At 62.3% G+C, this 22,801-nt stretch carries 25 protein-coding genes; 9 read left to right on the forward strand and 16 right to left on the reverse strand.

Annotated elements, in window-relative coordinates:
• Nucleotides 1-58 precede the first annotated feature (58 nt).
• Nucleotides 59-484 (reverse strand): PaaI family thioesterase, encoded by a 426-nt coding sequence (locus tag ACFPN2_RS12765; RefSeq protein WP_380597048.1) that lies wholly within the window; start codon nt 482-484, stop codon nt 59-61.
• Between the two features lie 116 nt (nt 485-600).
• Here ACFPN2_RS12765 and ACFPN2_RS12770 point away from each other — a divergent pair, with 116 nt between their 5' ends.
• Both ACFPN2_RS12770 and ACFPN2_RS12775 read left to right on the forward strand, forming a co-directional pair.
• Nucleotides 601-1,155: a cytochrome P460 family protein gene (locus ACFPN2_RS12770; protein ID WP_380597050.1), complete on the forward strand. Its 555-nt coding sequence runs from the start codon at nt 601-603 to the stop codon at nt 1,153-1,155.
• A gap of 72 nt (nt 1,156-1,227) precedes the next feature.
• On the forward strand, nt 1,228-1,980 hold the full coding sequence (locus ACFPN2_RS12775) for a class I SAM-dependent methyltransferase (RefSeq protein ID WP_380597052.1): 753 nt from the start codon (nt 1,228-1,230) through the stop codon (nt 1,978-1,980).
• On the opposite strand, the gene ACFPN2_RS12780 is transcribed toward ACFPN2_RS12775, so the two are convergent.
• Nucleotides 1,977-2,663, reverse strand: a complete 687-nt coding sequence (locus tag ACFPN2_RS12780; RefSeq protein ID WP_380597054.1) for a class I SAM-dependent methyltransferase — start codon at nt 2,661-2,663, stop codon at nt 1,977-1,979. The genes ACFPN2_RS12775 and ACFPN2_RS12780 overlap by 4 nt on opposite strands.
• Before the next feature lie 257 nt (nt 2,664-2,920).
• Between ACFPN2_RS12780 and rsgA the strand changes: the two genes are divergently transcribed.
• Both rsgA and ACFPN2_RS12790 read left to right on the forward strand, forming a co-directional pair.
• On the forward strand, nt 2,921-3,979 hold the full coding sequence (gene rsgA, locus ACFPN2_RS12785; protein ID WP_380597055.1) for a ribosome small subunit-dependent GTPase A: 1,059 nt from the start codon (nt 2,921-2,923) through the stop codon (nt 3,977-3,979).
• A gap of 112 nt (nt 3,980-4,091) precedes the next feature.
• Nucleotides 4,092-4,481 (forward strand): TraR/DksA family transcriptional regulator, encoded by a 390-nt coding sequence (locus ACFPN2_RS12790; RefSeq protein WP_380597057.1) that lies wholly within the window; start codon nt 4,092-4,094, stop codon nt 4,479-4,481.
• 3 nt (nt 4,482-4,484) lie between these two features.
• On the opposite strand, the gene ACFPN2_RS12795 is transcribed toward ACFPN2_RS12790, so the two are convergent.
• From ACFPN2_RS12795 to ACFPN2_RS12825, 7 genes are read right to left on the reverse strand one after another with little or no spacing between them, the layout of a single operon-like run.
• Complete coding sequence (locus ACFPN2_RS12795; RefSeq protein WP_380597059.1) at nt 4,485-5,027, reverse strand: DUF4136 domain-containing protein; 543 nt, start codon at nt 5,025-5,027, stop codon at nt 4,485-4,487.
• 8 nt (nt 5,028-5,035) lie between these two features.
• Nucleotides 5,036-5,803: a hypothetical protein gene (locus ACFPN2_RS12800; protein WP_380597061.1), complete on the reverse strand. Its 768-nt coding sequence runs from the start codon at nt 5,801-5,803 to the stop codon at nt 5,036-5,038.
• Between the two features lie 17 nt (nt 5,804-5,820).
• The gene (locus ACFPN2_RS12805) at nt 5,821-6,120 is read right to left on the reverse strand and encodes a DUF4342 domain-containing protein (protein WP_380597063.1); all 300 of its coding nucleotides are present in this window, start codon (nt 6,118-6,120) and stop codon (nt 5,821-5,823) included.
• A 23-nt stretch (nt 6,121-6,143) separates the two neighbouring features.
• Entirely contained in the window at nt 6,144-6,884 is a 741-nt protein-coding gene (locus ACFPN2_RS12810; protein WP_380597065.1) for a LytR/AlgR family response regulator transcription factor, read from the reverse strand.
• An 11-nt stretch (nt 6,885-6,895) separates the two neighbouring features.
• Nucleotides 6,896-7,960: a sensor histidine kinase gene (locus ACFPN2_RS12815; protein WP_380597067.1), complete on the reverse strand. Its 1,065-nt coding sequence runs from the start codon at nt 7,958-7,960 to the stop codon at nt 6,896-6,898.
• Nucleotides 7,960-8,877, reverse strand: a complete 918-nt coding sequence (locus ACFPN2_RS12820) for a LiaF transmembrane domain-containing protein (protein WP_380597069.1) — start codon at nt 8,875-8,877, stop codon at nt 7,960-7,962. The genes ACFPN2_RS12815 and ACFPN2_RS12820 overlap by 1 nt, the downstream gene beginning before the upstream one ends.
• Complete coding sequence (locus ACFPN2_RS12825) at nt 8,874-9,248, reverse strand: LiaF transmembrane domain-containing protein (protein ID WP_380597071.1); 375 nt, start codon at nt 9,246-9,248, stop codon at nt 8,874-8,876. The genes ACFPN2_RS12820 and ACFPN2_RS12825 overlap by 4 nt, the downstream gene beginning before the upstream one ends.
• Before the next feature lie 316 nt (nt 9,249-9,564).
• On the opposite strand from ACFPN2_RS12825, the gene ACFPN2_RS12830 reads away from it, so the two are divergent.
• Entirely contained in the window at nt 9,565-10,506 is a 942-nt protein-coding gene (locus tag ACFPN2_RS12830) for a hypothetical protein (RefSeq protein ID WP_380597073.1), read from the forward strand.
• Nucleotides 10,507-10,751: 245 nt separating this feature from the next.
• On the opposite strand, the gene ACFPN2_RS12835 is transcribed toward ACFPN2_RS12830, so the two are convergent.
• The 3 genes from ACFPN2_RS12835 to ACFPN2_RS12845 are packed head-to-tail and all read right to left on the reverse strand — an operon-like array spanning nt 10,752 to nt 13,553.
• On the reverse strand, nt 10,752-11,669 hold the full coding sequence (locus tag ACFPN2_RS12835; RefSeq protein ID WP_380597075.1) for a recombination-associated protein RdgC: 918 nt from the start codon (nt 11,667-11,669) through the stop codon (nt 10,752-10,754).
• Entirely contained in the window at nt 11,608-12,822 is a 1,215-nt protein-coding gene (locus ACFPN2_RS12840; RefSeq protein WP_380597077.1) for an S-adenosylmethionine:tRNA ribosyltransferase-isomerase, read from the reverse strand. Before ACFPN2_RS12840 ends, ACFPN2_RS12835 begins: the two co-directional genes overlap by 62 nt.
• Nucleotides 12,819-13,553: an SDR family oxidoreductase gene (locus ACFPN2_RS12845; RefSeq protein ID WP_380597079.1), complete on the reverse strand. Its 735-nt coding sequence runs from the start codon at nt 13,551-13,553 to the stop codon at nt 12,819-12,821. The genes ACFPN2_RS12840 and ACFPN2_RS12845 overlap by 4 nt, the downstream gene beginning before the upstream one ends.
• Before the next feature lie 126 nt (nt 13,554-13,679).
• Here ACFPN2_RS12845 and ACFPN2_RS12850 point away from each other — a divergent pair, with 126 nt between their 5' ends.
• The gene (locus ACFPN2_RS12850; protein ID WP_380597081.1) at nt 13,680-14,351 is read left to right on the forward strand and encodes a helix-turn-helix domain-containing protein; all 672 of its coding nucleotides are present in this window, start codon (nt 13,680-13,682) and stop codon (nt 14,349-14,351) included.
• 366 nt (nt 14,352-14,717) lie between these two features.
• Here the strand turns inward: ACFPN2_RS12850 and ACFPN2_RS12855 are convergent, their stop codons facing one another.
• Both ACFPN2_RS12855 and ACFPN2_RS12860 read right to left on the reverse strand, forming a co-directional pair.
• The gene (locus ACFPN2_RS12855; protein WP_380597083.1) at nt 14,718-15,728 is read right to left on the reverse strand and encodes an NADP-dependent oxidoreductase; all 1,011 of its coding nucleotides are present in this window, start codon (nt 15,726-15,728) and stop codon (nt 14,718-14,720) included.
• Between the two features lie 59 nt (nt 15,729-15,787).
• Complete coding sequence (locus ACFPN2_RS12860) at nt 15,788-16,357, reverse strand: DUF3617 domain-containing protein (protein WP_380597085.1); 570 nt, start codon at nt 16,355-16,357, stop codon at nt 15,788-15,790.
• A gap of 82 nt (nt 16,358-16,439) precedes the next feature.
• Here ACFPN2_RS12860 and ligD point away from each other — a divergent pair, with 82 nt between their 5' ends.
• Genes ligD through ACFPN2_RS12875 form a run of 3 tightly spaced genes read left to right on the forward strand, consistent with a single transcriptional unit; the run spans nt 16,440 to nt 20,218 of the window.
• Nucleotides 16,440-19,178, forward strand: a complete 2,739-nt coding sequence (gene ligD, locus ACFPN2_RS12865; RefSeq protein ID WP_380597087.1) for a DNA ligase D — start codon at nt 16,440-16,442, stop codon at nt 19,176-19,178.
• Between the two features lie 9 nt (nt 19,179-19,187).
• Entirely contained in the window at nt 19,188-20,021 is an 834-nt protein-coding gene (locus ACFPN2_RS12870; RefSeq protein ID WP_380597089.1) for a CAP domain-containing protein, read from the forward strand.
• Nucleotides 20,018-20,218 carry a DUF3565 domain-containing protein gene (locus tag ACFPN2_RS12875; RefSeq protein ID WP_380597090.1) on the forward strand — a complete coding sequence of 67 codons (201 nt, stop codon included), beginning with the start codon at nt 20,018-20,020 and terminating at the stop codon, nt 20,216-20,218. The genes ACFPN2_RS12870 and ACFPN2_RS12875 overlap by 4 nt, the downstream gene beginning before the upstream one ends.
• Before the next feature lie 75 nt (nt 20,219-20,293).
• On the opposite strand, the gene ACFPN2_RS12880 is transcribed toward ACFPN2_RS12875, so the two are convergent.
• Complete coding sequence (locus ACFPN2_RS12880; RefSeq protein ID WP_380597092.1) at nt 20,294-21,190, reverse strand: hypothetical protein; 897 nt, start codon at nt 21,188-21,190, stop codon at nt 20,294-20,296.
• Nucleotides 21,191-21,292: 102 nt separating this feature from the next.
• A complete protein-coding gene (locus tag ACFPN2_RS12885; RefSeq protein ID WP_380597094.1) occupies nt 21,293-22,717 on the reverse strand; it encodes a S8 family serine peptidase in 1,425 nt (474 codons plus the stop codon).
• Between the last annotated feature and the right edge of the window lie 84 nt (nt 22,718-22,801).

Below are 22,801 nucleotides of genomic sequence, written 5' to 3' on the forward strand. Positions count from 1 at the left end.
GAACACTCGGCTGGTCGATACGGGTTTCATCGAACGTCTTTGTCTTGCAGTAAGGCCGCTACGGCAAGGCATAGCCCACGGTAGATTGAGCAATCAGCCGGTCCTCCGACTCCTGCCACAATCTCACATCGATCGTCGCGAGGCGCTTCCCGAGTTTCAGCAGCCGAGCATCGGCAACTACGGTGCGCCATCGACACGCGCGAAGGAAGGCGACGTTCATCGAATGAGTCACGGCCATGGCGACCGGGCCGATGTGAGCAAGCACGACGGCATAGGCCGCGACATCGATCAATCCCATGAGCGCGGGGCCGGAGACGATGTTGCCTGGGCGCTCCATCTCGGGCAGAGGCTGCAAGGTGAGCTGCACGTGATTGAGTTTCACGAACGCCACTTCGCCGAACGCGGGCCGCGCGGCGGCGGGGAACGCGCCATCGAGGAAGGCGACGAGCGCGCCTTTATCGAGGAGTAGCTTGTGCTCGGTCATGTGCTGCGCATACCCAATCCGCGGATGCGGTTGAGCAAGACTTTACTATAAAACCCCAAAACGCCCCCGGTAGGCTTTCTTCATACCCAGCGTCAGTGCGCGGTGAGGAGTTTGCTATGAATCTTGCTTCGAAGTATGTGGCTGCGTTGACCGCTTGCGCCGCCTTAACCGCCACGATCGCGTTCGCCGCGCAGGACAAGTATTCAGTGAAGGTCCCCGGCGGCCTCGCCTTCTCCGAGTTCAAAGGCTACGAAAGCTGGGAGCTCATCTCCGTCAGTCACAATGGCGATCACCTCGCGGCCATTCTCGGCAATCCGGCGATGATCAATGCATACAAGGCCGGCATCCCGGCCAACGGCAAGCCGTTCCCCGATGGCGCGAAGATGGCGAAGGTCCATTGGGACGCCGTCAAGAAGGAGGCTTACCCGGGTCAGCCCTGGGCGCCAGGCAAGCAGGCCGACGTGGATTTCATGGTGAAAGACGTCAAGCGGTTCGCCGACAGTGGCGGCTGGGGATACGGCGCGTTCAAGTACAACGCTGCCGCCGACGCCTTCTCACCTGCGGACACTTCAAGCAAGCCGCCGCAGGAGCACGATGCAAAGTGCGGGTTCGCCTGTCACACGATCGTGAAGAATCGCGATTTCGTGTTCACTGAATACGGACACCGGTAATCGCCCGCCGCGGACGCCCGGCTCACGTTACCATCGGCATCGGCCGAGGAACCCACGAGTGAGCGCGCGTCCATGCCCAACTACGTCGATGAAATGACCGAGCGAATGCTCGCTGACGCGGGCATCGGCCCGGGCATGCGCGTTCTCGATATCGGCTGCGGCCCGGGCTGGGTTGCGCTCATGCTGGCACGGCGCGTCGGCGATCAGGGGCAGGTCTTTGCGGTCGATCAGAATCCCAAGATGCTCGAGCTGACCCGGGAGAACGCTAAGAAGGCCGGCGTTTCAAACATCACGTTCATCGAGGGTGGCTTCGATGTCGCGTTTCCCGAGCGCGGCACACTCGACGCCGTGGTGGGCCGGCGCGTTCTCATGTATCAGTCCGATGCAACTCGAGCGGTGGCGCAACTCAGCGATGCGGTCCGCCGCGGCGGCGTGATTGCATTCCACGAGCACGACATGGTCGAGATCAGTGACGGACAGACGTCGCTGCCGCTGCACGATCGCGTTCGCTCGTGGCTGCGGGAGATGCTTCGACTCGAAGGAGCCAACCTGCGCATGGGCTTCGATCTTTATTCGGCGCTTACATCAGCCGGGCTTGCGGTCGAACGCGTGCGCGCCGAAGCAAACGTGCTGACGCCGACGGCGGACTACCCGATAGGTTGGATTATTCGCGCAGTCCTGCCCCGCTTGCTCCACCTCGGCATCGTCACTGAGGCGGAGGTCGATGTGGAAACATTGGATGACCGCCTGACTGCGGAACGGAAGGCAGCGAACGCGACGTGCCTGTGGGAAATGGTGTTCTGCGCGTGGGCTCGGAAAACCTAGCCGGCGTACCCAACCCAGCCGCGAAACGTAAAGCCGGTATAGAACAAACTGACATCGCTGAAGCCGCCATCTCGAAGAATCGCTTCGTCTTGCTCAGGCGACAGAATCGGAAGCCGAGCGGCGATGGCGGTACGAGCGTTCTCTGCGTTGTTACGATCGACGCCGGAGGACGCTGCGAAGGAAACGTAGCGCGATAACCAAAGTGCCCGCTCCGCTTCGCCTTGCGGGATACTGAGATGCGCGACGACTAAAGGTGCGCCGGGTTTCAGTCGACGACGAATTTCTCGGACCGTGCGCAATCGCTCCTCCGGCTGAACGAAGTGCAGAGTCAGCAAACAACTGGCTGCATCGAAGGGCCCTTCGGGCGCGATATCGATGTAACCTGGATGTAGACGCACCCGGGACATGAGCGGACCCAGCGTCGCCTCAGCCAGCTTCAGCATTTCAGCAGAAGGATCGACGCCATCGAATTGCCAGCCAGGCTGGCGCTCCGCAAACACCTTCAACTCCAAGCCGCCGCCCGCGCCGACCACTAACACTCGCGCATTCTCCGGCGCCCGCTCCGCGAGCAGCAGCATCGTCATGCGTTGTAAATCGGCGAAGCCGGGCACCAGCCGCGGCGGCCCTTCAGCATATTGAGCCACGGCCTGCGGATCGGCAAAAACGTCGGTGGGCTTGTTCATACGAACGGATCAGACCATGGCGGGCGATAGGACGCCAGCTAGATCCAGCTTGCCCGCCTCGAAGCCTGCGGGTAACCTTCCCTTCCTTCCATTCACCAACCCAGGAGAGGTCAAGAAAACTATGACTGTGCGAATCACGATCTCCGCCGGGTTGATGCTGCACGCTCGCTGAAGCGAGCTAGTGCGTTTCCCCGGCGCTGTTACGCCCGTTCCTCTGACGAGGAGCGGATGTCGTCGCGTTCTTTTGGGGTTTACGCATGTCATCTTCTGTTATTTCCCTGGCCCGCCTGGGCTGGCGCCCGTTTCATTCTCAGCAACTCACCCTCGATGATCTAGACACCGCCCATCCCGGCCGCGTGACTAGCGTGCATCGGAGCGGCCTCGTCGTTGTTTCCGAGCAGGGAACGGTAACCGTGACCGTCCCGGCTCGCTTGCTCGAGTCTCAAGAATTGCCCATCACCGTCGGTGATTGGGTGCTCGTCGAGCACGCAACACCGCGCGTGCAACGTGTGATCACACCCTATTCCGTGATCAAACGTCACGCGGCAGGCACGGATCATCGAGTGCAGACCATTGCAGCGAATCTCGACACGCTGTTCGTGGTCACTTCGTGCAATGACGACTTCAATCCGTCGCGTCTGGAGCGATATCTGGCCGTGGCGTTCGAAGCGCAGGTCGAGCCAGTGATCGTGATCACCAAGGCCGACCAATGCGACAGCGCCGAGAACTTCATCGATGAAGCGAACGCACTGGGCACAACGGCTGCGGTCATCGCAGTTAATGCGACTGAAGCAGCGGCGGCGGCAGCGCTGGAACCGTGGCTGCAACCTGGCCAAACGGTCGCCTTCGTCGGCTCCTCCGGCGTCGGCAAATCCACGCTGGTCAACACACTCACCGGCAATTCACAACAAGCGACCGGCGGCATTCGAGAGAACGACAGCAAAGGTCGCCACACGACCACATCGCGAGAAATGTTCGCTCTCGACAGCGGTGCGTGGGTGATCGATACGCCGGGCATGCGCGAGCTGAAGATTGGCGCCGTCGAGGCCGGCTTGCGCACCGTGTTCGACAACATCGAAACATTGGCGAGCCAATGCCGCTTCCGCGACTGCCAGCACGAATCGGAAGCGGGCTGCGCCGTGCTCGCCGCCATCGCAGCCGGGCAGCTCGATCCGCGGCGGCTCACGAGTTATCGAAAGCTGCAGCGCGAAGCGGCACTCGCTGAAATGACGACTCGCGAGCGCCGTGCCCGAGACCGCAGTTTCGGCCGGATGGCGTCATCGGCAATGAAGGTGAAGGAGAAATACAAGCGCTGACGTACCTGACTATTACCGACAGAGGCCGTGGCCGTGGACCTTCACGGCCGCTTCCGGAACCCGCCGCTCAGCGGCGGGTTACATACCAGTCCAGGTAGTAAGGTGAGCGCACATGATCGATCAACAGCAGGCGCTGGAGTTCAAGACTCGCTTGCGGGACCGGGCGGAACAGTTGCGCGACGAAGTGCAACGGACGCGGGCGAAATCGCTCGAAGAGAACCCGGGCAGAGTCGCCGAGCGGGCGCGGGATATCGAGGACGACTCGTTCGCGGCCCTGGTCGTCGATACCAACCTGACGGAGATAGAGCGCGACGTCGATGAACTGAGGATGATCGACTCAGCGCTGCAGCGGATCAGCGCGGGCACCTATGGACACTGTATCGATTGCGGCAGAGACATCCCGCTGGCGCGATTGCAGGCGGAGCCCACGGCCGAGCGCGACGTGGAGTGTCAGGAGCTCTATGAGAAAACACACGCCTCGGCGCGTACGCCGAGCTTGTGATCGTTACTTCGGCACTCGATCCGGATATTTCTCCAGCACCTTTGCCACGATCTCGCGCGCTTCATCGTCGTTCGGCTCAGCCTTGAGGAACGAAGCGTCGAGCGAACCGCTCCACACCTGAGCGTTCTTCGCTGTGTCGACGATATCGATGGTGAAGGTGCCAGCCTGTTCGGCGCGCTTGCCGATTGGCAGCGTGATACCGATGCCGCCCCCGACGCCGCCAGAACCGCCGCCCACACCCACGCCGACGCCCGGTTTGTTCACCGGCCGCTCGTGGATATCGAGCACGTAAGTCACGCGACAATCGCCTTTTTCGGTGGCCTCGGCGTACCCCTTCTCTTTCAACTTCGCCATCACCTCGCTCTTCACGCGCTGCTCGGCGAGCGAGGCGGGTTGCTGCGGCGTCGGCAGCCACTCGAACGATTGGCAATTCGGCAGGCCGCTTTCCGCCATGTCGACGCGCACTTTCGACGGCGCCGTCGCCGTGCATCCGGCGAGCAACGCTGCACCCAGCATCAAAGAAGAAGACAGAGCGGCGGTTCTCATAAGCGGCCTCAAGGATCGTACTCGTAATGCCACGGCTCGTAGGGGGACTGCAGCGGCCCGCGGAAGTTACTGCCCTCCAGCGCGGTCTGCAATTTCTTTGTCCAGCCCGGCGCATCCCAATTGCGCTTGACCGTGGCCGTCTCGGTAGGCGCCACAATGGCGGCGCCCTTCATGATCTGAAAATCGATGGCCCGCAGCTGACCGTGTCGAGAAATCCCCGGGGCCGCGAGCGGCGCGGCCGTCGGGGGCCGCCAATCCGCCAGGAATCGTTTGAAACGCTCGACGGCGTCCGCTTGATCCGCGGATTCATACGCAGGTTTTGCAATCTCCGTGAGCGCCTGCTTGTGCAGGGAGGCAGCGACGCGCTCCACGGATTTGTTGGTGTTGAAACGACTGATCTGCAGCTCGAGGCTGCGCGCCTCCATGTTGGCGTACAAGGTGTAGCCGGGATTTTGCGACTCGAAGCGCTTGCGCACTCGCTCGGTCTCGTCGAGCAGCGCGCGATATTCCGGCGAGCGGGCATGCGCCTGAATCTCGTCCGTGGTCCAGCTCCAGCGCGAGCGCAACGTGTCGCCAGCTCGCAGATACGCACGTGCCGCTAACAAACGCCGCGGCGTGCCTTCGATATGCTCCAACGTCCAGGCAGTCTTCTCGGGCAGGCTGACCGCGATACGCTGCAGATATTTATCGAGCGCGTCGTCCGTGGACGCGAGCGCCATCCGCAGCGGCGCGAGCAGCAAGGCGACGATCGCGATGATGCCGATGCGCCTCGCCACTCACATCACCCCGCGACTCACGGCGACGGCGTCACCATCGGAGGAATCTCGGCTTCCTTTTCGATGACGATGGAGCCCTTCAGCACCAGCGCGGCAATGGCGCCGATGGCAGCGAGCTGCGGCGCGAGCAGCGTGCCCACGACACCCAGCGTCAATGGAATATCGATCAATACGCGGCCCTCCTCGTTCTTGATGATCACGCGACGGACGTTACCGGCGCGGATGATCTCCTTGATCTTGGTGAGCAGCGTATCGCCGCTGAACTGAAATTCTTCTGAACGCGGCGGCTCGTTGCGGGTGGAATGCGTTTCGGTCATGGCTGTATTCCCTCCTTCAGGTTTCATCCGATCAGCTCCTTCAATTTGGTGTGCCCCGTCCGCGACATGGGCAGCTTGGTGCCGTCCGACAGGATGGCGAGCCAGCTGTCCTTGCCGTACAGGTCGATCCGCGCCAGGCGTTCCACGTTCAGGATGAACGAGCGGTGGATACGCACGAAACGCGTAGGATCCAGCTGAGTTTCCAGGTCGCTCATGGTTTGTTGTTTACGCAGCCGTTTGCCGCTGGCGGCAAACGACAGATAGTCGTCCTGGGCTTCGATGTAATCGATACGTTCGAGCGGCAGCACGTGCACGCGGCCCTCGTGACGAATCAGAATGCGCTCCAGCGTGCGCCCGGGCGGACGGGCCGATGCCGACAATTGTTCCGCCGAGGGCGCAGGCGTTTTGTTTCTCAAGCGCTCGGCGGCTCGCTCGACGGCCGCCGCCAGGCGAGGCGGCTCCACAGGCTTCAACAGATAATCCACCGCGTGCACTTCGAACGCGCGCAAGGCGAACTCATCGAAGGCGGTGGTGAAGATAACCGCCGGGGCACGCTCGCCCAACAATTCCAGGACTTCGAAGCCGGACAGCTTGGGCATCTGGATGTCCAGAAACATCAGATCGGGAATCAGCTCCTCGGCCAGCTTCACCGCCTCGAAACCGTTCGCCGCCTGACCGACCACCTCGATCTCGGGCAACTTGCCCAGATGCTCGGCCATGATGGAGCGGGCCAGGGTTTCATCGTCGACGATCAGGACACGCACGGGGGCTTCCTTTAAGACGTTGCATGACTGCTGACGGCGGGCAGCAGAATCGACACTCGGAACGCGGTCTCGCTGGCGTCGACATCGACGCTGGCGCGATGACCGCACAATGTTTCCACGCGCGAGCGCACGTTGACCAGACCGACGCCGGTGCTGCGCGAAGGCGGGCGATCGGGATCGCAGGGATTGGTGACCACCAGTTCCAGGAATCCTTCACGCCGATGCGCGTGCACGCAGACTTCGCCGCCTTCGAGCATGTGCGCGACGCCGTGATGAACCGCATTCTCCACCAGAGGTTGCAACATCAGCGGCGGCACCGCCACTTCCTTCACGTCCTCGGCGATATCGAAACTGGCGCGCAACCGATCGCCGAAGCGCACCTTCTCGATGGCCAGGAAAGTTTCGGCCAGAGACACTTCCTCCGCCAGAGGAATCGCCTGCTGGCGCGCCAGGGTCAAGCTCTTGCGAAAGAACGTCGCCATCAGAAAACACATCTGCCGCGCGGCCTGCGTGTCATTGCCGATCAGCGCGGCCACCGAATTCAAGCTGTTGAACAGGAAGTGCGGATCGAGCTGGGCTCGCAGCGATTTCAACTCCGCTTCGCGCGCCAGCACCTGCAGCTCGAGTGCACGACGCTCTGCATTCCGCGAGCGTTGAAACGCGCCGGCCAGATAATGACCGAGCACCGCGAGCGATATCCCAATCGCCCCCGCGAATATCAGCAAAGGCAACAGCCCCGCCGCCGACTCCGGATACACCTCGCCATCCGGCACCAGCCACATCGCCCAGCCATAAGCGATCGCGAGCCATACGATCAGCGACACGAGGCCGGCGATGCTCCAGGTCGTCACCATGCGAGCCACCGGCGTGTCGTCCGGCGGCATCGCCTGCACGACGTACCAGAACGACAACGACTGCAACCCGAGCGCAACCGCCACCGGCACCGCGAACTCCAGCGACCAGTCCACCGGCGCGTTGCCGCCGAATACAAACACGACGGTCAGCAACAGGCCGAACACCACCCACACGCCGAGATACAGCAGCAGGCGGCCGCGGTGTTTGAAGATCGGATGCATTAATTTTTGATCTCGACGCCGGCCATCACGACCATGCCTTTGACGACCAGATGTTTGGTCGGCACGACTGTGGTGGGACGTCGCTTGTCGATGAAGCCCGCCAGTAACGTCGTCACTTCGCTGGTCACGGTCCAGTCCGGCGGCACATAGATTTCCACGCCGCCCCAGAACGCGAATATTTCGATGACGGCGCTGTCGCCTTCCATGCGTGCGCTGGTCAGATCCAGTTTGATGCCGCCCATGATGGCACTCAGATCGGCGCCACGAAACGGTCTCGACACCGGCCGCAACTCATGACCCGACAGCATCGCGAACGAGCGGACGAATTCGGCGGTGTCGCCCGACTGCGAGCTGCCAAAGCTGGTGTTGAAGTAACTCCGACTCGGGCCGTTGTTGTTGCTGCCGGTGTTGCTCGTGGCACTGCCGTTGCTATCTGGCGCGCCGGGCGCGGGAGGAACGCCACCCGCCGATCCGCTCGGCGGCCCGCTCACCGAACGAAACACCAGCACGCCACCGACGAATAACAGGATGCCCGGCAATATCAGCTGACCGAGACTCACATGAATCCAGCCGATCTTGTCGAGGAAGATCCAGATACCGACCGTGACTAGAACCCAGCCCCATGCACGACTGCGTTTGTGCTGAGGATGACGAATCATCGCGACGCCGACGGCGACCAGCGCCAGCGGCCACAGGCTGCGCAACACATGTCGCGCTTCGAACCAACCGAGATTGTCGGCGAGCAGGGTGCCGCCGAGCAGAATGATGAGGAGTCCAACGATCAGCCGCGTCGAAAACATTTCATGGCGGCTGTGATGATGCAGCGAGCGGCGCGGATGTAACGGCCAATCCTGCTCCTGATTTCGATTCGGATCCCGATTGGGATCGAACCCATCGTCTCCGGGCAGCTGGGTCATGACACACCGTTACCCGACGACGGAGGCAGCCGATCGTCATGCCGATGCAGGATGAAGCCCAGGCCCGCGGCGATCACGAACACCGGCCAGGCACCGCCCCACCCCAAGCCCCACCAGTTGTGAATACTGGCCAGGAAATACACACCCGTCGCCACCATCCATACACCGCCGACGCGGTCCATATGACGCGTCGGTACGACCAGTCCCACTGCGCCGATAACGACCAGCGCCCACGGCAACCATTGCCACCACCCCGCCGGCAGCCCGTAGCCCAGGTTGACTGCCAGCAGCAGCCCACCCAGCACGAGCAGGAAAATGCCCACCACCAGCCGGGAGCGGCGCGGCCGGCGCTGTGCGGATAAATCGCTCATCGAATGACTCCAGCCGTCAGCACCGTGGCGCAGAGCCCAGAACGGACCTTGGCGACAGCTACGGGTTACTGACGGACTAACGACCATGGCCTCCGAAACTAAGGGCTGCCGGACAGGCTTACCAGCAACTACCGGTGAACGGCGGATCCGTACCGGTAAGATAGTTGTACCCGCCATCCCTGGAGCGTCGACCAGCCGGCACATCCGTGCACCGGCGTTCGCGCGGCTCGCGGCGACGTTAAGTCGCCACGAGAAGACATCCGCGCTCACCCACGGACGGCTGGTACAAGTGCCCTGCATTGTTAAGATCCGGCCCATGAAACGCACATCAACGAACATCTGGGCCCGACCGTGGCCCCTGCTGGTGTTGCTGCTCTCGGCATGCGCCAGCTCGCCGCCCCAACCGGGCTCCCCCAGCGTCAAGCCCGCGGCTGAGGGGTCGGACGCGGATCAAATGGCCGCAGCCGCCCTTGCGCTCTGGGGCACCAACGCCAGCGCCAACGGGTCGCAGGCGTTGAACCAGATTCAGAAAGCGACGCAGGCGGCGCCGGACCGGCCGGAGCTCCTGTGGTTACATTTGCGACTCTGCACGGAAGTCGCCGGCTGCGAGCCCGAGCCCATCGAGGCACGCTTGCGTAAGCTCGATCCAGGCAGCGGCACTGTCTGGCTTGGCGCCCTGTCGCGAGCCCAGGCGCGTCGCGACGCGCGGGCCGAAGCGCAGATTCTGGACATGATGACCAAGGCGGCGCACTTCAATGTTTATTGGACGACGCTGGTCGCGAAGCTCAGCCCGCCGCTGAGCAAGACCCCCGTCGGCACATCGGTCGCTCAGCCCATGCCGGCACCGCTGACCAATGCGATGAATGCAACGATCGGCTGGTTATCGTCGCTGACCATTCCCGCGTTTCGTGCCGTGACGCTTGCTTGCGATGAGCAACATGTGCGCGAGCCGGAAACTCGCGCGCGTTGTCAGCAGGTGGCTCAAGCGCTGGAGAGAAGCGATACAACGTTGGTCGAAGGCCTCGGCCTCGGTATCGAACAACGTCTCGCGATTGCGAATTCAGGGGCGGCGATGCAGGTGATGGACAGGATCCAGACGCTGCGACATCAAAACCAGGCCGCCGGCACTGTGGTCGCGGCGCAGGTCGAGAAAGATAAATTCGCCGAACAGATGATCAAGCTGATGGAGCAGCTGAAGAAAGAACAGGATGTGTCGCGCGCGATTCTGCGGTGGGCGGGGCAGCCGCTCACGCCTTGACGTCGGCGGGCGATTCTCGCCGCCTCCTCTTCAGAAGGTTAGTTTTATTTTTACCCTTCGGGGAATGAGTTTCGGAAGGGAGCCCGGCTGCGTGCCGCAGCCTTATGAAGCCGACGCGCCAGTTTCGGGAAATGGGTCAGGCGGGGCAGGGCGCATGTCCGGTTCCTCGTCCTCGCGGCCGCGAAGCGGCCTGCGATTCCGTCGGTACATTCCCCGAAGGGGAATAAAGATAAACGGTTGCTGCGTTATGCCGCCGCGGCCTGTTTCTGTTCCGGTTCGCCCAGCGCTTTGGCCAGGTCATTTAGGAGGGCGGCGAGCTCGCCGGTCATCAGGGTGAAGTCGATATCGAACTGCTCGCCGGGATTCGCCGACTCGCCTTCCGCGGGCGTGTCCTTATCCATCAACAGGAATTCGACTTTCTTCACGTGCAGCTTTTCGTTCAGCACGAACGAGACGCGATCTTTCCAAGTGAGACCGAGGCGGGTCGCAAACATGCCGCCAGAAAGCTGCGCGCGGATTTCTTTGCCGTCGAGCGGATGACGCACATAGCGGATCACGGGCTTGCTCTGATCCGCCGCCTGCAATTCGCAATCGTCGTCGATCGTGAACGTCACCGGCGCATCGCCCAGCGCCAGCCAGGCAGTCATCGCGGACGACGGCGAGCGCTCCGTCTCGAGCAACACGACCTGCAAACTGCCGAGCGTGTCGCGCAACGTCTCGACCAGCTCTTCGGCCTTGCCTTCGCTGGACGCATTGACGACCAGCCAGCCGTGCTCGGGATCGATCCACGCATGCGTGATGCGTTTACGGGTCAACGCGCGACCGCGCAGCTCCTCGGTGACGCGCATCTTCAATTCGCGCATCTGACGGCGGCCGACCGGATAGCCCTGCTCCTTGGCGATCTCCTTGGCGCGATCGGTGGCCACCTGGCGAATGATGGAGCCGGGCAATAACTTCTGATCCACGCCGAGCGCGATCAGGTGCTGACCGTTGACCGTGTGGACATAGCGCTCCAGGTCGCTGGAGAACACCCAGCCCTTGCTCTGCATGTCGAAGCTGCCGCATGGCATGAGCGAGCGCGCCGCCAGCTTCTCCTCCAGCTCAGTCGCGGAGACAGAGAAGTCGTCGGGCAGGCGATAGACGATGAGATTCTTGAACCACATGGGCGGGCGCCGGCGCAAAACGGCGGAGTATACGTGGCGCGGGCCGTCCGACCAGTCCTTGATTTTCCGGAAAATCTTCGTCCGCGATCCGGGGTCCGGCCGGCCGCGAGTATCGGTGGCTATCACGTTCAATCAGAACGGAATCGCCGAATTCGTGGGTGCGATAGCCGGCGCTCTCGAGCGCGTCATCCGCGCGGCGGAGCGTCGATTTGTCGGCGAAGGCCTGCAGCAACTCGTAGTGGCTGGTGCCGGGCTCGTGCGTGCCGGACAGAATCACGTCGACCACGCGCAGCTGCGTCTGGCCGCCGATCCGGATATTCGCGACGCTCTCGCCGGCCGCGACCGAGCCGAACGTCGCGGCGCTGTGCTCCAGCGCCCGCACGACGGTCGTGCCGATCGCGACGATCCGCCGTCCATCGCAGAGCGCGGCGGCAATCGCTTCTTCGGTGGCGACCGGAATGCGGTAGGGCTCATCCAACGGGAGCAATCGATCGAGCTCCGGATCGCCGGTCGAGGAAATACCCGCCGCGTGCGTCAGCGTCGCGAACTCGATGCCTCGTGCTTCGAAGTCCGCGAGCATTTGCCAGTCCAACGCGAATCCCGCGGACGGCGGCTCATAAGCCACGGGCGCTGCGGCGATCGACGTCCAGATATCCCACAACGCCAGCGGTTCTTTTAAGTGAGCGTATTGAATGGGACGACCGTATGTCGCCAGGCCGCGCCACAACTCATTCACTTCCGCTTCGAAGCGCAGGGCCAGCAGTCGCGGATGATTGAGAACCTGTTCGACGCGTGCTCTCAATGAGCCGAGCTCGAGTTCATCGCCCACTTCGAACACCGGCGGCAACGGTCGATCTTCGGTGCGTGTTCGAAAATCGCCCGGCCCGAAGGCCACGGCGATGAATCGCTGCACATCCCGATGAGCGAGCGATGGCTTGCCGGCGAGTCGCACTTCGATGCTTCGACCGGTCCGCGTGTGTGTGCCATGCAAGCTCGCAGGTAACGTAGCGGCATCGTTCGCAATCACCAGATCGCCAGGACGCAGAAACTCCACCAGCTGCGCGCGTGGCGCGTGACGGATCGCGCCGTGCTCGTCGACATGTAACAAGCGAGCAGTGGGTGGACGTTGAGTGGGACGATCGGCTGCGATCATGAGGCATACCTCAGCACGGTGCGGGCCGGCAGCAAGTCACAAATGGTTTCCGCCAGCTCATACGCGGACTGCGCCGGCGGTTTCAGTGTCGACGGATCGGCGTCGGGCAAGGCCGCGGCATGCATCGGCGTATCCATGTCGCCTGGATCGAGTGCGATGAATCGCACGCCTTGCGAGGACAGCTCTTCGTTCCAGACGCGCGTCATATGAGCCAATGCAGCTTTGCTCGCACCGTAAGCGCCCCACTGCGGGTACGCGTTGACCGCCGCATCGCTGGAAATGTTCAACACCAGCGCACCCTTTCCTTCCCGTGCCGCCGCGGCCAGTGAGCCGAGCAGCGCTTTGGTCAATCGGAACGGGCCGAGCACGTTCGTCACTAATGCGCGCTCGAAGTCCTCGCATTGAGTGTCACCCAGCACGGCCAGCGGCACCGGGCCGAGATCGGATGCGTTGTTGATGAGCACGTCGAGACCGCCGAGCCGACCAGTGACTTGCAACGCCATTCGATGAATATCGTGCTTGTTTGATACATCGCCGACGATGCCGTGCGCGGATTCCTCCACTGCGACGGCAGCGACACGCGCTGGAGTGCGAGCGATCAGAGCAACCTGTGCTCCGCGTTTCGTCAGCTCTCTCACCAACGCGAGACCGAGCCCGGACGTGCCGCCCGTGATCGCTACCCGCACGCCGTGCAAGTGACGCGGTGTTTCGGACTGTCGTTGAGTTTGCATAGGGTCTCCTTCGATGACAGCATCATAGGGACCCGCCGCGCTGAGCCAATCGCAGTGTCCAATATATTGGCAAAGCGTCGCGAGGCCAGACACATACGCCGGCTTAGTGCCACCTCGGCTACATGGATGTACCCCGCCGCCACAAGCGGCGGCGAGGCGGCAAAAGTCGCGCCTTTTGCCAACTCGCACGAGGGTCGTGGCAGGGATGCCCGATCCCGAGTAATTAATATGGATAAACCCGAACTCGTCGCCGAACACCTGGCTCGTAACCTGGTCGCCTTTCGTCAGGTGCGCAATCTCACGCAGGGCGCGCTGGCGAAGAGCGCGGACGTGCCGCGTTCGACCATCGCCAATCTGGAATCGAGCAACGGCAATCCCTCGCTTACCGTGCTGGTCAAGGTTGCCAATGCGTTGGACGTGCCCCTCGACGAGTTACTCGCCTCACCGCGCGCGAAAGTTCGGAAATGGTCGCGCGATGAACTCGCGTCGCAGAGTGCCGGTCGCGGTATTACGATTCGCTCGCTGATTCCCGAGCGGGTTCCAGATGAGGTGCTCAACGTGATGGACTTCGCACCCGGCGCATCGATGCGCGGCTCGCCGCATTTGCCTGGAACGCGAGAGTTCTTTACGTGCCTGTCAGGCCACGTGACGATCTTCGTCGCCGGCGACCGCTTCGACCTCGCCGCCGGCGATGTACTGGCGTTTCCGGGCAACGTGCCACATTCGTATCGCAACCCGGACACGAACCGGCCAGCGCAAGGCGTATCGGCCGTGCTGCTCGCGAGAGCAGGCGTATAGGCCGGCGCAGGGCACGTCAGCCGTGCCGCTCGAGAGCAGGCGTATAAGCCGGCGCAGGGCGCGTCAGCCGTGCCGCTCGAGAGCAGGCGTATAAGCCTGTCCGATGGCACATTCGCGCATGCCATTCGCAGCGCGCATAGCGCCGCTGCCGGACGGCGCGGCGAGAGCCGCGCGTGATGAGCCCGTCAGGCGCGAAGACCTGGCTGCGCGAAACGGCCGAAACCTTGCGGCGCTGGGCGCTCCTCAAAATTGATCCTCTGATGAAGTGGCCGCACGAAAGGCGAAATCTTCCGGCATCGGGTGCTTCTCAAAAGAAAAATAAAAAATTAATCCTCTGGAGAAGCGGCCGCGAGAGCGGCCGATGACTCAAGCGTCAGCGACCTTCAACACCAGCTTGCCAAAATTCTCCCCGTTGAACAGCTTCAACAACGTCTCCGGAAACGTCTCCAACCCATCGACGATATCTTCACGCGTCTTGAGACGGCCGCTCTTGATCCACCCCGCCATCTCCCGCCCCGCCTCCGGATATCGATCGGCGTAATCGAACACAACCATCCCCGTCATGCTCGCTCGATTGACCAGCAGCGACATGTAGTGCGACGGCCCTTTCACCCCGGTCGTACTGTTGTACTGTGAAATCGCGCCGCAGATGACGATGCGCGCCTTGCGTGCGAGTTGGGTGAGAACGATGTCGAGAATATCGCCGCCGACGTTGTCGAAATAAACATCGACGCCCTTGGGACAATGCTGGCGCAGCGCTTTCTTCACATCCTCGGATTTGTAATCGATCGCCGCATCGAACCCGAGCGTCTGCGTGAGGTAGTCGCACTTCTGCTTGCCGCCCGCGATACCGACGACCCGACACCCTTTGATCTTCGCAATCTGTCCAACAACAGTCCCCACCGCACCCGCCGCGCCTGAAACTACGACCGTCTCGCCCGGCTGCGGTTTGCCGATCTCGAGCAGGCCGAAGTAGGCAGTCATGCCCGGCATGCCGAGCGTGCCGAGATAAACCGGCAGCGGAGCGACGGAAGGATCGACTTTGCTCAGCCCTTTGCCATCGAGCGTCGCGTACTCCTGGATACCCAGCGTGCCGTACACGAAATCGCCGGCGCTGAACTTGGGATGTTTGGACTCGAGAACCTTGCCGACCCCGCCGGCGCGCATGACTTCGCCGAGCGCCACCGGGGGAATATAGGACTTGCCCTCGTTCATCCAGCCACGCATCGCCGGATCGAGCGACAGATATAACGTTTTCACCAGCACTTCATCGTCACCCGGCGGGCTGACCGGTGAATCGATGTAGTTGAAGTCAGTGCGCTTGACCGCGCCCACCGGCCTTGCTGCCAGACGGAACTGATGATTGCGGAGAGTCATGCTGCCTCCATCGTTGGTGGAGGCAAGCATAAGGGATGCGGCCGTTAAAGAAAGCGGCGTTATTGCTCCGCGTTGTCTTCGTCGTCGTCGGCGTTGTCGTCGCTATCTTCCTCATCGCCGCAATCCGCTCCAAGCCAGCGGCCCTTGATCGTGCCTTTAATCACGAAGGCGTCCGGCCCGTCGCCCGCCTTCAGATCGAGCGTGCCGTTCATGGTTTCCGGCGTCGGTGTGTTCACTTTGAACGTGCCCGAGCCCGACGTCTTGCCGGTGCACACCATGCGGATTTCTTGCGAGGTGCGCGTCGTGCGGACGATGGTTTGCTTACAGTCATCGGAGTTGGCGGATTGGAACGGCTTGTCCAGATCGTCCTGCGTGATGCACTCGCTGCTGGTTTCCGGTTCCGGCTCCTCCTGGGAGGCCGCCTTGAGATCCGCGATCATCTTGGCCCGTGCCTGCGGTGTCATCTTGTCCAGCACGTCCTTCGGCAGCGGCGGCACGCCGCTGAAGCGCATGATGGAGGTCATTTCCCACAAGCCGAGCTTCACGTTGAGGCGCTCGGGAGCCGCGGCGCCTACGCTCAGGGCGGTCAGGGTCAGCGCCGCGATGGCAGTCGTTTTCAGAATGTTCATGGCTATCTCAGGTTAAGGAACGGGGCGCGCTCTCACAGCGTTTCCGCTTACCGCCGACGATTGTTCACCGCAGAGGTGTGATGTGGCAACTCGCAAACTTTCACGCTATCGCGCCATGCGCGACTTCAAGCAGACCGCCGAGCCCAGCGGCCGGCGAAAAGTGGACAAGTCGCCGGAATTGCGTTTCGTGATCCAGAAACACGCCGCCACCCGCTTGCACTTCGATCTGCGTCTGGAGCTCGACGGGGTCTTCAAATCCTGGGCGGTCACCCGCGGCCCGTCGCTCGATCCGAAAGACAAACGACTCGCCGTGGAAGTGGAAGATCACCCGCTCGATTACGGCGACTTTGAAGGCACCATCCCGAAAGGCCAATACGGCGGAGGTACAGTACAACTCTGGGACCGCGGCTTCTGGCGACCCGAAGGCGAGCTGTCCGCCGAGGCCCAATTGAAAAAAGGCGAGTTGAAATTTCAAGTCGCGGGCGAGCGCTTGAAGGGCAGTTTCGTCCTGGTCCGCATGAAGGGCGATCGTTACGGTGGCAAGCGCACCAACTGGTTGCTGATCAAACATCGCGACGCTTACGCGACCGATGCCAGGGGCGTCGAGAAAATGATGAGCGAGGATCGCTCGGTTGCATCGGGCCGGCCTATGGCGTCGATCGCGGCGGGCAAGGGCCGCGCGCCCCAGCCGTTCATGTTGAGGGGCAAAGTGGCCAAGGCCAATGACGTGTGGAACTCGAATCGCGAGCCGGTCGAGGAAACACCCGCGCCGAAGAAAACGGCGCGTCGTAAGAAGGCCGCCAGCAAACGCGCTCGCATTCCCGCGTTCATCGAACCGGAGCTGTGCAAGCCTGTCGACCGTCCTCCCGGCGGCCCTGGCTGGGGCCACGAAGTGAAATTCGACGGCTATCGCTTGCAGCTGCGCATCGCCAACGGCGATGTCACATTGAAGACTCGCAAAGGCCTTGACTGGACGCCGAAGTTTCAAGCCATCGCCGACGCTGCCGCCGACTTTCCCAACGCCATCATCGATGGCGAAGTCGCGGCGCTCGACAAGAATGGCTCGCCGGATTTCGCGGCTTTGCAAGCCGCACTCTCAGAAGATCGCACCGACGATCTGATCTTCTTCGCATTCGACTTCATGTACAGCGACGACGGCGATCTGCGCTCGTCGTCACTACGAGATCGCAAAGCGGCCTTGAAAGAGTATCTGGGCGAGCAAGGTCAGGATTCGACGTCGCTGATCCGCTATGTCGATCATTTCGAGACCGCCGGCGACGCGGTGCTGCAATCCGCGTGTCGCATGAATCTTGAGGGCATCATTTCGAAACGACTCGACGCGCCGTATCGCGCGGGCCGCATCGGCGACTGGACCAAGGCGAAGTGTCGCGCCGGGCAGGAAGTTGTCATTGGCGGCTGGACGCAAACAGGTTCGGCGTTCCGCTCGCTGCTGGTCGGCGTGAATCGCGGCGGCCATTTGATTCACGTCGGTCGCGTCGGCACCGGATTCGGCGGCGACAAAGTTGCGAAGCTCTGGCCGAAGCTGAAGAAGCTGGAGACGGATGAAAATCCTTTCGGTGGCTCGACAGCGCCGCGTAAGAAGCCCGAGATCCATTGGGTCAAGCCCAAGCTGGTCGCCGAGATTGAGTTCGCCGGCTGGACCGGCGGCGGAAATATTCGTCAGGCCGCGTTCAAAGGACTGCGCACCGATAAACCGGCCAGTGAGATCGTCGCGGAACGGCCGGCCGAGGCGGAAGAGGTCGATGTCGTCGAGCCGGCACCGAAAGCCGCTCGCGGCAAAGCGAAGAAGGCGTCACGCGGCAAAGCTGCGAAGAAACATTCAGCGGTCGCGAAGTCGACTGCCGGATCGAATGTTGTCATGGGCGTGCCGATCTCGAGCGCCGACAAGCCGCTGTGGCCGAACGCAAACGACAAAACGCCTGTCACCAAGATCGATCTGGCTCGCTATTACGAAACCATGGGCGAGCTGATCCTGCCGCACATCAAAGGCCGCCCCTGCTCTCTGATTCGCGCGCCGGACGGGATCGGCCACCAACAGTTCTTTCAACGTCACGCCATGCAAGGCACCTCGAATCTGCTCTCGACGGTGAAGGTGTTCGGCGATCACAAGCCGTATCTGCAGATCGATCGGATCGAAGCACTGGCGGCCATCGCGCAGTCCGCGGGCATCGAGTTGCACCCGTGGAACTGTCAGCCGGACAAGCCGGAAACGCCGGGCCGACTGGTGTTCGATCTCGATCCCGGGCCGGGTCTCGATTTCTCTGACGTCATTGCCGCGGCGAAAGAGATTAAAGAGCGCTTGGAAGCCTTGGGCTTGGTCGCTTTCTGCAAGACGACCGGAGGCAAAGGTCTGCACGTCGTGACGCCGCTGGCCGACTCCAGGAACAATCGTTTGAAATGGCCCGAAGCCAAAGCGTTCGCGCAAGGCGTGTGCACGCGCATGGCCGAAGACAGCCCCGATAAATATCTGGTGAACATGTCGAAGAAGCTGCGCGGCGGCAAGATCTTCCTCGATTACCTGCGCAACGATCGCATGGCGACCGCCGTCGCTCCGTATTCACCGCGTGTTCGGGAAGGCGCGACGGTTTCCATGCCGCTGAACTGGTCACAAGTGAAAGCTGGCCTCGATCCGACGCGCTATACGATCCGCACGGCCGCCGACTACGCCCGCAAGGCCACCGAATGGGAAGGTTACTGCGATGGCGAGCGGCCGTTGGAGGATGCGATTCGGAAGTTCGTTCAGCCGCGACAGACGAGCCACCGTCGCAAGCACTCGAATCATTCGCACGCGATGACTTAACATCGCTGCATGAGAAAACTCGCGAGCGCGTTGTTCGTCCTCTGCGGCGCATGGATTGCGATGCCGGCGCTCGCGGACATTGGCGACGACCTGAATCAGGTTCGACGCCAGGGCTGTTCGAATCGACCCGGCGTTTCGCAGCCTCTGCGCGCCAGCAAGGACCTGGATGCGGTTGCGCGCGAATGGTCCAAAGGTGGGCGGCTGCGTGACGCGATGGGTCGCAGCGACTATCGAGCCACGAACTCGGCGTCGATGCAGGTCTCGGGGTCGAGCGACCGGAAGGCGGTCGTCGATATTCTGAAAGCCAATTACTGCGACACCATCACCGATGCGAGCTTCAAAGAGATTGGTGTGTATCAGAAGCGGGATGCGATCTGGATTGTCGTCGCGGCACCGTTTACGACGCCTGCTGTGAAGGATGCGGCGAAGGTCAGTAAGAAAGTGTTGGCGTTGGTGAATGCAGCTCGTAGTAAAGCGCGCAAGTGCGGCGCCAAGGAGTTTCCGGCGGTTCCTCCGGTGACCTTGTCCGCCGTTCTGAGCCGGGCCGCGCTGGTTCACAGCCAGGATATGGCGAATAAAAACTTCTTCGAGCACCAGGGCTCGGACGGCAGCACCGTCGGCATTCGCACCGCGCGCGTTGGTTATAAGTGGCGCACCGTCGGAGAAAACATCGCGATCGGCGCTCAGACGGCGGAAGTGGTCGTACAAGGCTGGATCGATAGCCCCGGCCATTGCGTGAATATCATGACGCCCGGGTTTACAGAGATGGGCATCGCGTTTGTCGTGGATCGCAACAGCGAGGCGGGCATCTACTGGACTCAGGTGTTCGCGGCCCCTCGATGAAGCGGAAGATCGTATCGTTTCATCAGGATGAGGAGCAGCACTGGGTCGCGCGTCTCGAGTGTGGGCACAACCAGCACGTTCGTCACAATCCGCCCTGGACTAACAGGCGATGGGTTATTACGCCGGAGGGGCGGGAGGCGGCGGTGGGGAGGGAGTTGGATTGCAGGAAGTGCGATGAGGGCAGGCCGCCGGATTGAACGAACGAGCGCCGAGATTTCCCTCGACGCTCGCTCGGATCAGATCAGCCCCTTCGCCGGGCCATCGTACGTTTGTTACTTACGCGACGCACTCATCGAACCGCCCCCTTCCGCAGCGACCCCGCTGCGTGACGCCGAGGCGGAGCCGTTTGCATCGCCCGCGAGGTTTAGTCCATGGGACGGCTGAGAAGACTCAGCGTTGGTCGCCTTCGGCGTGTCGAGCGGGCTCTTGTTCGCCGCGCCTGATTCATTGCCGCTCGATGCGCTGGATGCCCCCAAGAGACCAGACGCCGACCCTCCGGCGCGCGGTTCTTGGGCGCCCGCCACGCGGGGCGCGCTCAACAGCCCGGCCGAGGAATCATCCTTGTTCGGCTGCGAAGCCGGCGCGGCGTCCTTCGCTGGTTCGGTGACGCGCTGAGTCGCGTTAGAAACATTCGGCGCATCGCCACTCGCCAGCTTGGTCGGCGCGACGTTCGGCAATTCCGGCTGCGGCAACACGCCGCCGTTCACTGCACCGTTGCCCTCACCCTGCGCCTTGCCCGCGAGGTTGATGCCATCGCGACTCACGGTCGAAGTCGCCGAGCCGGCCATATCGGCGGCACCTTCGATCTGCACGTCTTTCACACCGTTAGCCGCTGCGGCGGCAGCCGCTGAAGGTGTAGCGGTCGCGGCCTGGCGGGCTTCGCCCGCCTTGTCCCGAGTCTGATCAACGGTCGTGGTGGCACGATCACGCACGCGGCTGGTCACGCGATCGGTGGTGCCGCGAGTAGTTCGATGCAGAGAGCTCGTATCGAGATCGGAGTTGAGCGACCCGTTGAGCGTGCCATGCGCGCCCATACTCATATCGCGCAGCCCACCGCCCAAACCGCCACCCAATCCACCCCCGAGCCCGCCCAGGACCTGGGCATTCACAGCGGCACAATTCAACACAGCGGCCATCGCAACACCGATCAGCATGGAACGAGTTTTCATGAGTCTCTCCTGTCCGGCCGGCAGCCAATCTGCAGCCTTTGATAGGAGTACGAGCGCATCCGGCGATTTCTTCCGTCGACCCGAAAATAAATCTGGTTTGACTTAATGGGGCTGTGCGGAGGCCAGTTGCTCAGGCGGGCGCAACGCCTCCCCCACCAACCCATTCCCATAAATCTTATCCACGCCACGCGCCCCCAAATCCGTCGCCTGTGCGACCAGAGCCGCGACAGCTGCATCGGCTTGTGTCTTGTTGAGAGAGGTGAGCTGACGCGCCAAAAGCCCAGCAACAATCGGCGCCGCAAACGAAGTGCCGCGAACGACATCGAACGGCGCATCGATACCAGCAGCCGACATGTTTGCTCCGGGCGCAGAGAAGTCGACGTGTTTACCTCGACACGCTTCCACGAGCACACGATCCTTCGCATCGACACCAGTAACAGCAATCACCTCTGGATAGGCAGCAGGATATAGAGGCGGCGCACTCGGCCCATCATTCCCAACGGCCGCAACGATAAGATGCCCACGCGCTGTAACCACGCGAATGATCTGTTCGAGCAGCGCATTGGCGGGCCCGACCAAACTTATATTGATGACAGGGACCGTCTCCCGCGACATCCAGGCGAATGCTTCAGCGACTGAATCAAGCGCACCGCCCGTCGCGAGCCCGCAATAAACATCCGCTGCAAACAACTCCGCGCCCGGCGCAGCGCCATGAAACACATCGCCCTGCCCCACCAACAACGAAGCCACCGCCGTCCCGTGTGCACTCGGAACAGCGCCGCCCGTGCAGCCGTGCTCATGCACGGCAACGCCGTTGAAGACAGGATGAGAGCGCTGCACGCCGCCGTCGATCAAGCCAACTCGGGTTGAAACAGGCGACACGCTACGGACCTCAGTCGCAGCCGCAGCCGCAGCCTCGACCTCAGCCGCAGCCTCAGTCGCAGCCATCGCAAGCACCGGCAACACAGCCACACGATTAGCCGCACGGGACATCAACGGCGGTCCCGTAACGCCAGCTGAAGACGATGCGGCGTGGCCAACCTCGCCGCTCTCCAAATAAACATGGTTGTAATCGTACGTCCCCGCCGGATCGTCTCTTCGCAGCCGTTCCAGCGCGCGGCGCGTCGACACCCCGGGCGGGGCCTGCAGGACGACGATGGAAACATCCAATCCCTCCAGCGTCCTGGTCCGCCCAACCACGAACCCCGCCGCCCTCGCCCCCTCGAGCGCAGCCTGCGTCGGCGACAGCGCGACGACTTCGTTGCGAATGATGGGCGCGCCGCGGGGGTCAGCTTCGAGGACCGTCCGATTTGTCCGCAGTAGATTGCGAACCCGCACCTGTCGCAGCTCGCGCAGCCGCTGGGGGTCGGTCTGATCGAGCACGCCGTTGACGGTCCGATTCAGCGGCTCGGTCGGCAGGCCCGGCACGTTGGGCACCTGCACGCGGGGCAGCGTCACCTGCGCACGCGCCAGCCCGCTGACAGCAAGCACCAGAACAGCGAGAACAACCGGTTTAGTCGGGAACATGAGTACGCTCGGCCATATGCTCAATATACGCGCCACCGCCCCAATTTCTTCCAAGTCGCCGCCCCGCGTCAGTCGCAGTACTCT

Source organism: Steroidobacter flavus, assembly GCF_042651805.1.
In the GTDB taxonomy this organism is placed as follows: domain Bacteria; phylum Pseudomonadota; class Gammaproteobacteria; order Steroidobacterales; family Steroidobacteraceae; genus Steroidobacter; species Steroidobacter flavus.

What these genes read in the sequence shown, in the direction of transcription:
- ACFPN2_RS12850 (WP_380597081.1), top strand. Translation starts at nt 13,680, where the DNA reads ATGTACCCCGCCGCCACAAGCGGCGGCGAGGCGGCAAAAGTCGCGCCT.
- ACFPN2_RS12820 (WP_380597069.1), bottom strand. Translation starts at nt 8,877, where the DNA reads ATGACCCAGCTGCCCGGAGACGATGGGTTCGATCCCAATCGGGATCCG.
- ACFPN2_RS12765 (WP_380597048.1), bottom strand. Translation starts at nt 484, where the DNA reads ATGACCGAGCACAAGCTACTCCTCGATAAAGGCGCGCTCGTCGCCTTC.
- ACFPN2_RS12805 (WP_380597063.1), bottom strand. Translation starts at nt 6,120, where the DNA reads ATGACCGAAACGCATTCCACCCGCAACGAGCCGCCGCGTTCAGAAGAA.
- ACFPN2_RS12770 (WP_380597050.1), top strand. Translation starts at nt 601, where the DNA reads ATGAATCTTGCTTCGAAGTATGTGGCTGCGTTGACCGCTTGCGCCGCC.
- ACFPN2_RS12775 (WP_380597052.1), top strand. Translation starts at nt 1,228, where the DNA reads ATGCCCAACTACGTCGATGAAATGACCGAGCGAATGCTCGCTGACGCG.
- ACFPN2_RS12855 (WP_380597083.1), bottom strand. Translation starts at nt 15,728, where the DNA reads ATGACTCTCCGCAATCATCAGTTCCGTCTGGCAGCAAGGCCGGTGGGC.
- ACFPN2_RS12835 (WP_380597075.1), bottom strand. Translation starts at nt 11,669, where the DNA reads ATGTGGTTCAAGAATCTCATCGTCTATCGCCTGCCCGACGACTTCTCT.
- ACFPN2_RS12845 (WP_380597079.1), bottom strand. Translation starts at nt 13,553, where the DNA reads ATGCAAACTCAACGACAGTCCGAAACACCGCGTCACTTGCACGGCGTG.
- ACFPN2_RS12830 (WP_380597073.1), top strand. Translation starts at nt 9,565, where the DNA reads ATGAAACGCACATCAACGAACATCTGGGCCCGACCGTGGCCCCTGCTG.
- ACFPN2_RS12795 (WP_380597059.1), bottom strand. Translation starts at nt 5,027, where the DNA reads ATGAGAACCGCCGCTCTGTCTTCTTCTTTGATGCTGGGTGCAGCGTTG.
- ACFPN2_RS12780 (WP_380597054.1), bottom strand. Translation starts at nt 2,663, where the DNA reads ATGAACAAGCCCACCGACGTTTTTGCCGATCCGCAGGCCGTGGCTCAA.
- ACFPN2_RS12885 (WP_380597094.1), bottom strand. Translation starts at nt 22,717, where the DNA reads ATGTTCCCGACTAAACCGGTTGTTCTCGCTGTTCTGGTGCTTGCTGTC.
- rsgA (WP_380597055.1), top strand. Translation starts at nt 2,921, where the DNA reads ATGTCATCTTCTGTTATTTCCCTGGCCCGCCTGGGCTGGCGCCCGTTT.
- ACFPN2_RS12860 (WP_380597085.1), bottom strand. Translation starts at nt 16,357, where the DNA reads ATGAACATTCTGAAAACGACTGCCATCGCGGCGCTGACCCTGACCGCC.
- ACFPN2_RS12825 (WP_380597071.1), bottom strand. Translation starts at nt 9,248, where the DNA reads ATGAGCGATTTATCCGCACAGCGCCGGCCGCGCCGCTCCCGGCTGGTG.
- ACFPN2_RS12840 (WP_380597077.1), bottom strand. Translation starts at nt 12,822, where the DNA reads ATGATCGCAGCCGATCGTCCCACTCAACGTCCACCCACTGCTCGCTTG.
- ACFPN2_RS12790 (WP_380597057.1), top strand. Translation starts at nt 4,092, where the DNA reads ATGATCGATCAACAGCAGGCGCTGGAGTTCAAGACTCGCTTGCGGGAC.
- ACFPN2_RS12815 (WP_380597067.1), bottom strand. Translation starts at nt 7,960, where the DNA reads ATGCATCCGATCTTCAAACACCGCGGCCGCCTGCTGCTGTATCTCGGC.
- ACFPN2_RS12870 (WP_380597089.1), top strand. Translation starts at nt 19,188, where the DNA reads ATGAGAAAACTCGCGAGCGCGTTGTTCGTCCTCTGCGGCGCATGGATT.
- ACFPN2_RS12880 (WP_380597092.1), bottom strand. Translation starts at nt 21,190, where the DNA reads ATGAAAACTCGTTCCATGCTGATCGGTGTTGCGATGGCCGCTGTGTTG.
- ACFPN2_RS12875 (WP_380597090.1), top strand. Translation starts at nt 20,018, where the DNA reads ATGAAGCGGAAGATCGTATCGTTTCATCAGGATGAGGAGCAGCACTGG.